We start from the raw sequence: 12,966 nt of genomic DNA, 5'->3' as shown, positions 1-12,966 counted from the left end.
TGCCACACGCCCGGAGCGCTGGAGCTGCGGGCCGCTGCCACCGCCTCGTCGCGCGGGGCGCCTGACCTCTCCTGATGCCGGGGATGCGCCCGGTGGAAGCCGGAGAGACGCTGGGAAGAGACGCTGGGAGTTGCTTGCGGCCTGCTCTGCCGCCATAACCGCGACACCGCTGTGCGCCTACCCGACGGAGGGCGTCATGGATCACAGAGACCAACCCCTGCTTGACGTTCCCGAACTGCGCTTCCGCTCGCCCGACGACCCGGCCCCGCCCGGCGAGGAGATCGAGTCGCCCACCCTGCCGCTGCCGCCCCCGCGCGACCGAGACGAGCTCGAACTACTGGTCCGCGCCGTGGCCACTACCCCGACCGGCGAACGACGCCTGATCATCGCCACGATCGCCGAGTTCGGTGATCGCGAGCGGGTGGCCGCCCTGCTTCACGAGGCCCTCTTCGAACTGCCGGTCCGCGACTTCGGCCGACACCTGATGCTGCTGTCCCTGACCGGCGAGCTGCGCGAGCTGTCCTCCGTCGAGCCGCTGGAACGGTTCCTCTGGCTCGACGACGGGGAGCTGCTGGCCACCCCGGTCACCGGCCCCGGCTGCGTGTTCTCCGCCGCAGGCGCCCTGCAGGCCAGGGCCGCCGAGATGTTCGTCTGGGTGCTGCAGGGCGCCGGCTCCCACGCCATCCGACGCATTCTCACCGACCACCCCACCCAGCAAGTGCGGATGGCCACCCTGGACGCCTGCGCGTACGCCGCCGACGACGACCCAGGCGAACTCGACCGGCTCCGGGCTCTGGCCCGCGAGGAGGACCAGTGGGCGGTCAGCCTTCCCCGGCGGGCCGCCGACCCGGACACCGGGGGGTTCGACGCGGAGGCCTTCGACCGGGCCGTCGAGCGCCAGCAGGCGGAGTTCGGCTCCGTGGTGGACCTGCCCGGCCACCTTGACCGACCTAAGGGAGACGGCGATGTGTCTTGACGGCATGACCCTGACCGAACTGGCGGTCCGCCGCCTCATCCCTGCGCCCTCGCAGTGGCCGGAGTACTACTCCTGGGCCGACGACGCCTTCGCCATCAACGACGACTCCTGGAACGGCGCGGGCCGCTTGGACGCGTGGAGCAGCATCCTGCCCTACGGAAAGATGATCAACTCGACCTACCTGCTGGCCTACGCACTGCGCGACGAGTACATCCCGCAGTGGCACGCCCGCGGCGACTACCTGGCCGTGGCGCGGGCCATCGACAGCAAGTATCACGGCCCCTTCTACACCCGCTTCCTCAACCGCGACAGCGGCGAGGCCGCAGCCGAGACCGGCCGCGTCGCAGCCCGGGACCGCACCAACTTCCACTGCCCGGTCTTCCACGCCAACGGTCCCTCGGACGACCCGGCGAACCGGGCCGCGGTCATGGTCCACGAGGCCTGGCACCACTGGCAGTACAAGTACGATTGGGACGGCAGCCACCTCACCGGCGGTGCGATCGCCCCTGGTACGGACGGCGACTGGTACTACTTCCACGGTTCCGGGCTGTTCGACTTCGGCACCCTCTGGTTCGCTGACGAGAACTCCAGCCCACTTAAGTTCCACTCGCCCTACCAGGTGGGCATCGAGTACAACGCCGACCTTGCCGAGTTCCCGTTCTCCTGGGTACCGGTTGTCGTCCGGGACCAGGCCCGCTTTTACGGCAACAGCCGCCTCGCCACGCAGTGTCGCAACCGAGTCTTCTACCGCATCGGCACCCCGCGCCCCTTCTGACCCTCCGCGTTATGTTTTTCGCGGTCCTGCAAGAGGGCCGCTGGCCTCCGGGCCCGGCATGACTGTGTCCCCCTGTCGAAGGCATGACCTGGGGGGTGGTGTCACCGGGCCCGGGAGGTGCCGTCGGAGACGCTGATGAGAGGTCCGGCCACCGTCCGGTCCGGCGCAATGCCGGACAGCTCGCGGGCGGCAGGTCTGCATAACGTGGATGCGCGCGTACGACACCATCGCCGAGGCCAGCCCGGTCAACTCCCCTGGAAGGGTGCGATGTTCGACACCAGCGACGTGGGCGTCTTCCTTGGCATGGACGTCGGCAAGACCGCTCATCACGGCCACGGCCTGACCCCGGCCAGGAAGAAGGTCTTCGACAAGCCGATGCCCAACAGTGAGCCGAAGCTGCGGGCCGTCTTCGACAAGCTGACCGCGAAGTTCGGCACCGTCCTGGTGATCGTGGACCAGCCCGCCTCCATCGGCGCCCTCCCGCTGACCGTCGCCCGCGACGCGGGCTGCCAGGTCGCCTACCTGCCCGGCCTGGCGATGCGCCGCATCGCTGACCTGTATCCCGGCGAGGCGAAGACCGACGCGAAGGACGCGGCGGTGATCGCGGACGCCGCCCGCACCATGCCCCACACCCTGCGCTCCCTGGAGCTCACCGACGAGATCACCGCCGAACTCACGGTCCTGACCGGCTTCGACCAGGACCTCGCCGCCGAAGCCACCCGCACCAGCAACCGGATACGCGGCCTGCTCACCCAGTTCCACCCCAGCCTGGAGCGCGTCCTGGGCCCGCGTCTCGATCACCAGGCTGTCACCTGGCTGCTGGAACGCCACGGATCCCCGGCCGCCCTGCGAAAGGCCGGCCGCCGCAGACTCGTCGAGCTCATCCGGCCCAAGGCCCCGCGCATGGCCACCCGGCTGATCGACGACATCTTCGACGCCCTCGACGAGCAGACCGTGATCGTCCCCGGCACCGGCACCCTCGACATCGTCGTGCCCTCCCTGGCCCGCTCGCTTGCCGCCGTCCACACTCAACGCCGGGCCCTGGAAGCCCAGATCAACACCCTGCTGGAGGCCCACCCTCTTTCCCCGGTCCTGACCTCGATGCCGGGAGTCGGCGTCAGGACCGCCGCCGTCCTGCTGACCACCGTCGGCGACGGCACCAGTTTCCCCACCGCCGCCCACCTCGCCTCCTACGCCGGACTCGCCCCCACCACCAAGTCGTCGGGCACCTCTATCCACGGCGAACACGCACCCCGAGGCGGCAACCGGCAGCTCAAGCGCGCCATGTTCCTCTCCGCCTTCGCCTGCATGAACGCCGATCCCGCCTCCCGCGCCTACTACGACAAGCACCGAGCCCGCGGAAAAACCCACACCCAGGCCCTCCTCCGCCTCGCCCGCCAGCGCATCAGCGTCCTGTTCGCCATGCTCCGCGACGGCACCTTCTACGAACCCCGAACCCCCGCCGAAACCGTTGCCGCATGAACTGGACAAACGCCCCCAAGAACGACAGCGCGGGCTTGACGAAAGACATAGAGGCACCCCCCCCGGTGCGCCGACGGGGGCCAGGCCACCCCCGCGCGGTCTCGGAACAGGGAGCGACTGGGAGCTGTCGCTGGCCGGCTGTCCCCCGGTTCGAGGAACAGCACAAAGCCCCGGGACCACGAGGACCCGGGGCTTGTCCGTTCACTCTCCGTGCGCCAAGTTCAACGACCTGGGCTCGCGTTGGTCACTTGCCGGCCGGTTGCGGCAAGGTAGGTCCATCGGCTACCCCGAACCCGCCCCGTGGCAGCGGGAGGTCCTCGACCTCTCCAGCCGCCGGTACCCAGGTGCACCCGCCACGGGTGGTCAACCCGTTGACCACCCCCAGGTCGAACCGGAAGAGGACCCAGGGGGGTCCGAGCCCGCCGTCGAAGCGGTCAAGGCGTTGACCACCGAGCCACCGCCCAGCATCACCGACGCGGTCGACTCCGTCCTGGACGCACTCGACAAGGTCGACAAGGCCCGTGCCCTGGCTCGGCGTCGCACTGCGAGCCGAGCAGGCAAAGACCGGCGCCAGTGCCAACGAACTCGCCGAGCGCGTCCGCGGCGCGATGTCCCGCCCCCTGGTCCTCAAAGCCCTCCGGCATACCGACTGACAAGGCCCTCTCACCGCCGTTTGCGGCTCCTGACCGGATTCTTACCGGCGCCCGACCTCGGGTGCGTCGTCGTACGCGATGCGTCCGACCGCGGCGTGGGCCTTGCTCAAGCTGCCGTGCAGTTCGCCCGCGAGGTCCCGCGCCTTCCCGGACGACTGGGTGAAGCGCTCGAGCACCTCGTCGAGGGGCTCGCCCCGGTAGTCGGACATCAGGCGTCCCTTCTCGTGCAGGCCCTGGACGCAGGCGCCGATGAGATCGAGGGCGTTGCCCATCTCCGCGGCGGCGCGGGTGAAGTAGCTGTAGATGCGGTACGCCTCCAGCGGGTACTGAAGCCCGCCGTTCTCAAGGGCGCTGACGAGCTCGACCAGGGAGCGCGCCGCGCCCTCCGCCTGCTGCTCGACGGTCTCGGTGTTGTCGGTGTTCTCGCTCATGCTGATCCGGGTTCTCCTTGGCGCGGGTGTGAGTTACAGGCGGTCGGTGAAGTGGCAGCGCGCGTGCACGGACAGCAGGCGGGCCGGGTCGGCGGGCGTCGCGCCGGTCGCATCGAGCGGTCCGTACAGCAGGGCAGAGCCCCGGTCGCGGGCGGCCTCAAGCCAGGTGGCGGATACCGGCTTCAGCACCGGGGCCCGCCACAAGATGACGTCGTAGACGTCGCTGCGCCACTCCCAGTGCGGCTGGTCGGGCAGCAGGGTGGCATCCAGCAGCCGGACGATGCCGAGCAGGGCGCCACTCGCCTGGTCGACCTTCACTACCCAGGCCGGATCCTCCTCGGGCAGACCCTGGGGAATGAGGGGCTCCCAGGCGCAGCGCTCGCGCAGGTCGTCGTATCCGGCCTCGGGTGTCTGGGGGTGCGGGAACAGCGCGACCGAGGCGACGCGGCCGAAGCCGGTCACCGTCATATCGGCCCGGGCGCCGTACGTGGCAGGGTGGATGAGACCGGAGACATCGACCACCGTGCCCGGGCCGGCGTCCTGCGGCTCGCTGCCCGGCACGGTGATGGTGATGTCCGCCAGGTTCTCCGGGCCGGCGTCCTGGCCGCGCATCAGGCCGGGGAACTTGTGGCCGTAGAACGTCCACAGGTCCAGCGCGTCCTCCAGGAGCGCCGCACGGTCGCCGCGGTTCATCATCTCGACCCCGGCGCGCATCATCCGGGCGTCGCCGCCGTGGTCGCGGGCCTGCTGAACGAGGCGGAAGAACACCTGGGTTGGCCGGGAGGCGAGGCTCCCCGCACCCGGCTCGTGAGCGGCGTGCAGACTGTAGACGGATCCGGCCGTCACCGCCAGCACGATCGGGTCCTCATCGAGGAGCTTCGCGGCAAGGGACTGCTGGCACGGTGCGCACCGCTCGACGCATGCGCCGATCAGCGCGGACGCCGTCCGCATGTCCGGCACGGTCTCGACCCCCCACCGGCTGGGGTCGGCCAGCTGGAGGTCCTTGTCCGTCGGACCGCTGTCGTGCTGGTGGAGGGTGCGGCGTTGGCGGCGGCGTACGCGGCGCCCCGGTTGCGGCTCTTGTTCCTCGCCCGGCTCTTGCGGCCGCGGCTCTTGGTCATACGGCTCTCTCATTTCCGCGCTCCGGCCCCATGACCCGATGCGCGCGATGAAGAGCAGCATGCGGAAGGCCCAACGGCTGTGTGGCCGCCGGGAGTTGACGTACACCTCGCACTGATGCTGCACAGACCGGAACCTCGTGTGAGAGTCCGCGGGCACCTTCGCCGTGGCGCGCCCGGTCATGGGCCGGGGTGCGGGCTTGGGCCGATGCGTCGACCTGCCCGCACCCTACCGCTCCGCGACCGGGGCCGGAACCGATGGCCAAAGACACACACAGCAGGACATGGTCAGCGGCGCCGGGGCCGCGAAGGCGAGGTCTCAGGACGGGGCTACTCCCAGCAGTGGCATCCGACGCACAGGGTGCAGCAGCCGCACCCGTAGTCGCACACCGACGACTGGAGGTCCCGCAGGCCGGGTTGATCGGGCTTTCCCCGGGGATCGGGCAGTAGCACTCGCCCTCGGGGCAGTCGCGGCGGCAACCGTCGTCCTCGCTGTCCGGCGGAAGCCCGCACGGCCCGGAGTGTGCGATCACCCGGGGGCAGTCCCGGCCGGCACCGTCGACCCACCGCCCGCAGTGGGTGCGGAACAGCCCGCCCTCAGGGATACACCACTTCTCGTCCTCGGCACGTTGCAGCGCCGCCCAGCCCGCCGCGACTTCGGCGTACCAGTCCGTGCCCGGCTCAGTCGCCGTCATCGCCCGGCCGCCTGCTGGGTGGGGAGCGCGGCAAGCGGGGACCGATGGCCCTCGGGGGTCACGCGGACGGCATCCCAGTCGATACGGCGGCTTCGGGCGAGCCGGTCCAGGTCGGCCTGGCGGTAGAGCAGGACGACGTCGTGCTTGTTCCAGCCGGAGCGGGCGGTGGCCGCGTGGGTCAGGAGTCCGGCACGAACCAGGTGGTCGAAGTCCGATGCGCGAATGCGGAGGACGCGTGCAGCGGCGTCGCGCATGTGGAGTTGCCCGGCGGTCGAGGCGCGTTCGGCCTTCCGCCGGTCGGTGAAGTTCTCCAGGGTGAGCCCGCAGTACAGGGGGTGGCCCATGTGGTCGCCGTTCCCTAATAAGACCTACCGAGGCTCCATCCGGCAGACTCGGTGCCCGGTAGCCACCGGCAGGTGAGCACCCTTTGTTCCCTGGACATCGAGTCCTGTTGACAGATCGTGCCCCTGCCGGTCAGCCAGGAGTGAAATCGCTGATGGGATGTCGTGCCCGCCCGGTTGCGGAGTGAGCACAGCCTTATTAGGTCGCTGATGGTTCTCCTGCGGGCTACTGCCGATCGAGGTCGATGACGGAGGACGAGTTGCTGTTCGTTGGGGACGACTGGGCCCAGGACCACCACGACGTCGAGTTGATGGACGCCGCAGGACGCCGGTTATCCAAGGCTCGGCTGCCGGAGGGCGTGGCGGGAATCGAACGGTTGCACGCGATGATCGGTGCCGAGCTCGGTGAGGACAGCAAGGACGAGGTGGTGATCGGGATCGAGACCGATCGGGGCCCGTGGGTGCAGGCGCTGATCGTTGCCGGCTACACGGTGTATGCGGTCAACCCGCTGCAGGCCTCCCGGTACCGGGAACGCTTGGCGGTGTCAGGGGCCAAGAGCGACGCGGCCGACGCGCACGTGCTCGCCGACATGGTGCGCACCGACTCCCACCAGCTCCGCCCGATCTCCGGGGACACCGCCGACGCCGAAGCGGTCAAGGTGGTGACGCGCATCCACAAGACCCTGATCTGGGAACGGACCCGCACCACGCAGCGGCTGCGGCACGCCCTGCTCGACTACTTCCCCGCCGCCCTGGAGGCGTTCGAGGACCTGGACGCGCCCGACGTCCTGGAGCTGCTGGCCAAGGCACCTGATCCGGCGGCCGCGGCAAAGCTGACGACCACGCAGATCAGCGCGGCCCTCAAGCGCGCCCGCCGGCGCAACATCGCCGACAAGGCCACCAGGATCCAGGCCGTGCTGCGCGCCAAGCACCTGGGTCAGCCCGCCGCTGTGACTGCGGCCTACGCCGACTCGGTACGCGCGCTCGTCGCGCTGCTGGTCACCTTGAACGAGCAGGTCAACTTCGTGCACGGGCAGGTCGAGGACTACTTCGGCCGGCACCCGAACGCTGAGATCATCCGCTCCCAGCCCGGACTGGGCCCGATGCTCAGCGCCCGGGTCCTCGCAGAGTTCGGCGACGACCCGCACCGCTACGCCAGCGCCAAGGCCCGCAAGAACTACGCCGGCACCAGCCCCATCACCCGCGCCTCCGGCAAGAAGAAAGTCGTGACCGCCCGCTTTGTTCGCAACGACCGGCTCATCGACTCCCTGATCGCCCAGGCCTTCTCCGCGCTGCGAGTCTCCGCCGGAGCCAGGGCCTACTACGAACGGCAACGAGCTCGCGGCATCGAATTCAACGCCGCCCTGCGCCAACTCGCCAACCGGCTCGTCGGCATCCTGCACGGCTGCCTCAAAACCGGCACACCGTACGACGAGGCGACAGCTTGGTCCCACCGAGCCCACGCACTCGCCGCTTGACACTCCAGCTCATGGGATGTCTGTCAAGTACTGCTTGGAAGCGGCCTTCAGGGCCCTCCGGAAGGTGTCTGGCAGCACCGCCGGGGCGATCGGCATGTTCAGCGCCGCGATCGCCTTCGGCAGCCGCTCGGAGGGGAACAGCGGTGCGTGCGGATCGCTCGCGTCGTCGCGGAACTCGCCGCGGATCTCCTCGATGTACCACCACAGAAGATCACGGCCCTCCTGGAACAGAAACGCCTCGCGCTCGCGTGGTCCGGAGCCGCGGGCTCCCTTGCCGAAGACGAGGAAGCGGCCCCACTGGCCGTTCTCCCAGTGAACGTCTCCCATCCGCACCGCGCAGAGCTCGGCGGCCCGAACCCCGGAGATGTAGGTCAGCTTGGACATCACGTAGTTCCGGGCGGCCACCGGATACTTCCGCTCGGTCGGCAGCGCGTCCCGCCAGGAGCCGAAGAACTCCTTCAGGGCCCGCGCGGACGGCGGGATCCTCAACCCGAAGTCGCCGCGGTGCCGCGGCCGGTTGAACGGGTCGATGGGCGACTCCACCGCCGCCCCGAACCGCCGCAGGATCTCGCCCGCGTAGCGCTGTTCGAGGAAGGCGAAGTAGCCGTCGATCTTCGTCAGCTTGGATCGCAGCGTCGTATGCCGACCCGGCTTGCCCGGGCCGGCGAAGTACCGGTCCAGGTCACGCGAGGTCAGTCGCCACGGGACGACGTCGTAGAACGAGCAGAGTTCGAGCACCGGCGCCACCAGGGCCTGGAGCGTCTTCGCGGACAACCCCGCCACGTCCCTCGCCCAGCAGTACTCGGCGAGCGTGTCCTGGAACAGGGCCCGCTCGTCCGCCGGCGTGGAGGTCTCGGCCGCCTTCCGCTGAAGCGTGAACACGTCGGCAAGCCCGGCCTCCGGCCGGGCCTCGTCCTGTACGCCCGTACCGCTCGCGCCCGTGATGAGCGAGAAGCGACGAGTCCCGGAATCCGCCACGAGCCAGCAAATTACGGGCCGATCTCCAGGAATCTGCCAGTAACCGCGAGAACCTCACACGTTCGTGTGGACCGGCCCCGCAGAGCCACAACCAGCACGAACAGCGTGTATGTACACGCGAGGGCTGTACGGGAACCCGTCGGATCTCCAGTTGGGTGCACGGCCTGTCCGACGAGGACGTTGGGGGGGGCGGCCGTGGGAGAACGTGCTGCCCCGGCTCTGCAAGGTGACCCGCGACCGTGTCATCTGTGCGTACAACAGTTCCTTCGACCGCAACATCGTCCTCGGCGACACCCGGCGGGCCGGCAAGCAGCCGATGCACCTCGAGCCCTGGGACAACTGGTACTGCCTGATGGACTCCTGCACTGCACTCCCGAAGCTGTCGCGAAGTGACAAGTAGCTCTGTGTAATCGACATTCTGGTCCTCATCCAGCACTCTGGCCCTGCCTCTGTTGTGCTCGCATCACCTTGGTCGCGTAGTGGTGATCGAGGGAAGGAGCTGGGCGTGCCTCGTGAGTGGGAACCGGAGGACTTGATCGAGGTCTGGATGCTGCTGGAGGAAGCCAGAATGTCGATTACACAGAGCTACTTGTTCTCGGCTATCTCCTCGCAGTGTTCTATCCAGGAACTCGAATCAGGAGGATCTGGATCCCCCTCTATCCCCTCAGGATAGTCTTCCGCACTGCTAGCCCAGCCATTTTGATACTCAATATCGCTCTCCAGAAACCAATGCAACCACGAGTCGCCGTCGGTTCTTTCCTTCACCTTCGCAAGCTTGTCAGCGTAAGTGCGAAATTCCTCCGGATCAGCATCCCGAGCCGGAAAATACTCTGTCCAGACGTCATTGGCCAGCTCGCAGGCTTTGAGCTCGGAGACCTTCTTTGTCCTGAAATCAAGGTCGCCAACACCGTTAATGCCGAAAAACGCCAGCACCGCAAGGAGCGACACCGCGATACCGATCCACATTCCTACTTTCGTTGCCACACTGGAAGCGTCCTCACCGCCGGTCGTGCGGCCGTCTGTGCTGACGGTGCTGTTCCCGACCTGCCGATTCGAGTCATTGCCAACGACCTCTTCCGCGGCGGCACGCAGCTCGGCTGCGAACGTCTCTCGCTGCGACTCTTCGAGGTTCTCCAACGCCAGCTCTACCCGGGTGCACCACACTCCAGCCTGATACGCCCTCACTGCGTCGGCCTCCGCCGGATCGGCAGAGGCAAGCTCAGCAGCCGTTCGGTCAAGCCGTGCGAGCTCGCCGTTCGCGGCCTGCTCCTCGCCTCGCCCCAGCGTCCGGCTGAATCGGCCTCGGAAGTTGGTCCAGGCGTCGGTACCAGCAGCCCGTACTACTGCGGTCCCTGCCATCGAGGCCACCGCGGTCAGAGTCTCTGGCAGCACGATTCCTCCTAGGCTAAGCGGATCAATGCGCGGAATTTTACTTCGTGTTGACCTCAGTGAACACCGCGGACGGCTTCGGGGAACCGAGCACGCCGCTTTCACGGAGCCGGGCGAGGTGCTCCAGTCCGCCTGACCGGTACAGAGGGGTCGCCTCGACGTCTGGACGCTGCTGGATGAGGACCAGAATGTCGATTACACAGAGCTATTTGTCACTTCGCAACAGCTTCGGGAGTGCTGGGCCGCACACTACGCCGCCTGGGTCGGCTCCATCCGGTGGCTCCCGCTCGGGGCGGGCACCGCGCGGCCGGCGACTGCGCTGCAGCCAGGGCCGTGTTGGTGGAGATGTCGAAGGGCCGCGGGTCCACGTTCACGCCCCGGTTGCCCACGCCCGGGCCGTCCGTCGGGACAGCCCGGGCCGCGACCGTTCCCGGCCAGCTGTCCGGCGACCCCGTGGCCGGGTAGCCGATCCCGAACCGAGCCCACAACCCCGTCCCTGGCGGGAGTGCTGGGCGACGGCCCCGGGCGGGTTGCCGGCGTCGAGCAGGGCCTGGATGGAGCCGCGGCGCATGGAGTGGCCGGGCTCTTCCTTCATCTGGGCGGCGGCCGCGAGGTCTTCGGGGGAGGCTTCACGATCGTGCGGAACGGCGGCGTCGTCCACGGCGCTGGCTGAGCAACCGTCTTCGAACCTAGCGGTGCACCCGGGTCGCTGACGATCAAATGTCTAGTGCGGGCTCCTCCTGCTGCCACACTCGTTCCATGCTTGGTCAAGGTTGGTTGTCCCAGTGGGAGCGGGTAGGCCGCCGTCTTGAGGATGTGCGGGCCGTCTACAAAGGCGCGCCGGGCGGCACTGACGCTGCAATCGACGCGGTTCTGCCGTTCTTCGAAACCGTGCACCACCTGAAGGACTGGCTCACCAACGATCCGGCGAGCGGAGTGACGACGGCTGAGGTGCACACCCTGATCGATGGCAGCCCGGCTCTCCAGCTCTGTGCAGATCTCGCCAACGGCTCGAAGCACTTCAAACTGGACCCGCAGCATCGCACGCAGACCGGTACCACTCCACGACAATCGCGCGGAACGACGTCGTCGTATTCGTCGGCACGGGCACCTCAGCGCACCGCTTCTACACTGCGTCCGGTGGCAAGGAGCACGACGTCTTGGAGATCACCGAAGAAGCTGTGAACGAGTGGCGTGGGTTCCTCTCCGGGCGCCACCTCATCTGAAGGAGACACAGCAACTCCAGCCAGACCGCCGAGCCATGAGGGGCGCGCCTTGTGAGCGTTCATGCAATTCCCCATCGGAGGCACCTTCGGCTCCACGTAATTCCCCAGTTGGTTGCGGCTGGTGACGGGCCGCCCGACTGCTCAGTGTGGGGCTGGACAGTGCCCTCAAGGGCGCTGAGGTGTCCGGAGCCGCATTACTGCTGGTCAAAGCCCTTTGTGTGGGGCCATGATGGGGGCGTTCCGTGTCGTACGACGTAAGGACCGCCCCCATCATGGCTCTGCCCCCGCTCACACCCGAGGCCCGCGCCGAGGCGCTGAAGAAGGCCGCCGCCGTCCGCAAGGAGCGCGGCGCGGTCCTCGAAGCCCTCAAGACGAACAAGGTCACCTTGAAGGAGGTGCTGGAGCGCGAGGACTCCGTCGTCGGCAAGGTGTACGTCCGCCGCCTGCTGGAGTCGCTGCCCGGCATCGGCAAGGTCCGCGCCCTCCAGCTCCTGGCCGACCTCGACATCTCCGAGCGCCGCCGCGTCCAGGGCCTCGGCGCCCGCCAGAAGGAACGCCTCCTCGAACTCTTCCCGTCAGCGGCCTGACCAGCGACACCATGCAAGACCACGGAGGCCCTGGTGTCCGGGTGGACACCAGGGCCTTCACGTCCGGTCCGGAGGGGTGGACCGTGCTGCGTCCCCGGACGCCAGAGCGCTGGATGCCCGGGGACGGCTGACGAGCACGAGCCCCGTGGGGTCGGTTCGACCCGTGCCCGCGTCACCCGCCCAACGCCCACCAGGCCCGGCAGGACACGCCCCGCGTCAACACCCACGCCGCCGACTCCCGCCTGACGCCACAGGCTCAGCCGGATTACGCGGCACCGGGTGAAGCACCCGGGCCGTGCGTCATCACCCGCCCGCCGACGTGGATTCAGCGCCTTTCGCCGTACGCGGCTTCCTCCAGCGCCCGTACGAGGAGCCGGAACTCGCCTTCGTCGACGGCTTGGATGACTTGCTGGAGTTGTACGGCGCCGGAGCCCACGAGGGAGGCGGCGAACTCCGGCACGGCGACCTCGCTGCTGGAGGACCGGCGCGACCAGCCGAGGGTGAGCATGAGCCGCCCGAGCGCGGTCCAGTCGACCGAGGGGTGGGTGCCCGAGCTGTCGATCAGCGGGTTCCCGGCAGCGTCCGAGAGTTCCTGGTCGTCGAGGAAGCGCCGCAGCCAGAAGCCGTCGCGGTGAGCGCCCAGGAGCCTGGTCGCCGCCCGCATCCGTTCGTTGCCCACGTCGCGCAGCAGGCTGTCGGCGAGCTCCTCGCCCGTCATGTCGTCCGTGGCCATCATCGGCGTCTCCGTTCCCTGGAGGGCCGCGGCCGGCCCCGATCCACTGTGCGCGGCCGTCGTCTCCCGTCTCCGCCGCACACGCCGGACTATCGCTCTAACGC

13 protein-coding genes and 1 pseudogene are annotated in these 12,966 nt (G+C 68.7%); 8 read left to right on the top strand and 6 right to left on the bottom strand.

Going from position 1 to position 12,966, the window contains the following annotated elements; all coding sequences use genetic code 11:
- The first annotated feature begins 196 nt into the window (after positions 1-196).
- The 4 genes from J7I98_RS26815 (at position 197) to J7I98_RS42320 (ending at position 3,886) form a co-directional block, all read left to right on the top strand.
- Positions 197-976 (top strand): hypothetical protein, encoded by a 780-nt coding sequence (locus tag J7I98_RS26815; protein ID WP_214927130.1) that lies wholly within the window; start codon positions 197-199, stop codon positions 974-976.
- 4 nt (positions 977-980) lie between these two features.
- Positions 981-1,751, top strand: coding sequence for a hypothetical protein (locus tag J7I98_RS26810; protein ID WP_214927112.1), 771 nt, complete (start codon positions 981-983; stop codon positions 1,749-1,751).
- Positions 1,752-2,018: 267 nt separating this feature from the next.
- Positions 2,019-3,233, top strand: coding sequence for an IS110 family transposase (locus J7I98_RS26805; protein ID WP_214927100.1), 1,215 nt, complete (start codon positions 2,019-2,021; stop codon positions 3,231-3,233).
- A gap of 521 nt (positions 3,234-3,754) precedes the next feature.
- Positions 3,755-3,886: a hypothetical protein gene (locus J7I98_RS42320; protein WP_285438087.1), complete on the top strand. Its 132-nt coding sequence runs from the start codon at positions 3,755-3,757 to the stop codon at positions 3,884-3,886.
- Between the two features lie 41 nt (positions 3,887-3,927).
- On the opposite strand, the gene J7I98_RS26800 is transcribed toward J7I98_RS42320, so the two are convergent.
- From J7I98_RS26800 to J7I98_RS26790, 3 genes are all read right to left on the bottom strand, one after another.
- A complete protein-coding gene (locus J7I98_RS26800; RefSeq protein ID WP_214927093.1) occupies positions 3,928-4,317 on the bottom strand; it encodes a hypothetical protein in 390 nt (129 codons plus the stop codon).
- Positions 4,318-4,350: 33 nt separating this feature from the next.
- On the bottom strand, positions 4,351-5,451 hold the full coding sequence (locus tag J7I98_RS26795) for a hypothetical protein (protein ID WP_214927086.1): 1,101 nt from the start codon (positions 5,449-5,451) through the stop codon (positions 4,351-4,353).
- A gap of 675 nt (positions 5,452-6,126) precedes the next feature.
- Entirely contained in the window at positions 6,127-6,474 is a 348-nt protein-coding gene (locus J7I98_RS26790; protein ID WP_251021244.1) for a hypothetical protein, read from the bottom strand.
- A 257-nt stretch (positions 6,475-6,731) separates the two neighbouring features.
- Between J7I98_RS26790 and J7I98_RS26785 the strand changes: the two genes are divergently transcribed.
- Positions 6,732-7,949 carry an IS110 family transposase gene (locus J7I98_RS26785; RefSeq protein ID WP_214927255.1) on the top strand — a complete coding sequence of 406 codons (1,218 nt, stop codon included), beginning with the start codon at positions 6,732-6,734 and terminating at the stop codon, positions 7,947-7,949.
- A 21-nt stretch (positions 7,950-7,970) separates the two neighbouring features.
- Here the strand turns inward: J7I98_RS26785 and J7I98_RS26780 are convergent.
- Positions 7,971-8,894, bottom strand: a pseudogene (locus J7I98_RS26780) (site-specific integrase); the annotation flags it as partial.
- Positions 8,895-9,153: 259 nt separating this feature from the next.
- On the opposite strand from J7I98_RS26780, the gene J7I98_RS26775 reads away from it, so the two are divergent.
- Positions 9,154-9,327: a hypothetical protein gene (locus J7I98_RS26775; RefSeq protein WP_214927082.1), complete on the top strand. Its 174-nt coding sequence runs from the start codon at positions 9,154-9,156 to the stop codon at positions 9,325-9,327.
- 185 nt (positions 9,328-9,512) lie between these two features.
- On the opposite strand, the gene J7I98_RS26770 is transcribed toward J7I98_RS26775, so the two are convergent.
- Positions 9,513-10,319 carry a hypothetical protein gene (locus J7I98_RS26770; RefSeq protein WP_214927080.1) on the bottom strand — a complete coding sequence of 269 codons (807 nt, stop codon included), beginning with the start codon at positions 10,317-10,319 and terminating at the stop codon, positions 9,513-9,515.
- A 756-nt stretch (positions 10,320-11,075) separates the two neighbouring features.
- Between J7I98_RS26770 and J7I98_RS26765 the strand changes: the two genes are divergently transcribed.
- Complete coding sequence (locus J7I98_RS26765; RefSeq protein WP_214927078.1) at positions 11,076-11,501, top strand: hypothetical protein; 426 nt, start codon at positions 11,076-11,078, stop codon at positions 11,499-11,501.
- A 313-nt stretch (positions 11,502-11,814) separates the two neighbouring features.
- On the top strand, positions 11,815-12,129 hold the full coding sequence (mihF, locus tag J7I98_RS26760) for an integration host factor, actinobacterial type (protein ID WP_214927076.1): 315 nt from the start codon (positions 11,815-11,817) through the stop codon (positions 12,127-12,129).
- A gap of 325 nt (positions 12,130-12,454) precedes the next feature.
- Here the strand turns inward: mihF and J7I98_RS26755 are convergent, their stop codons facing one another.
- Entirely contained in the window at positions 12,455-12,865 is a 411-nt protein-coding gene (locus J7I98_RS26755) for a hypothetical protein (protein WP_214927074.1), read from the bottom strand.
- Positions 12,866-12,966 lie beyond the last annotated feature (101 nt).

Origin of the sequence: Streptomyces sp. ISL-98, from assembly GCF_018614055.1 — a bacterium.
GTDB lineage: Bacteria > Actinomycetota > Actinomycetes > Streptomycetales > Streptomycetaceae > Streptomyces > Streptomyces spiramyceticus.
The sequence above is the reverse complement of the archived record's forward strand: the minus strand, read 5'-3'. Positions and strand labels throughout refer to the sequence as shown.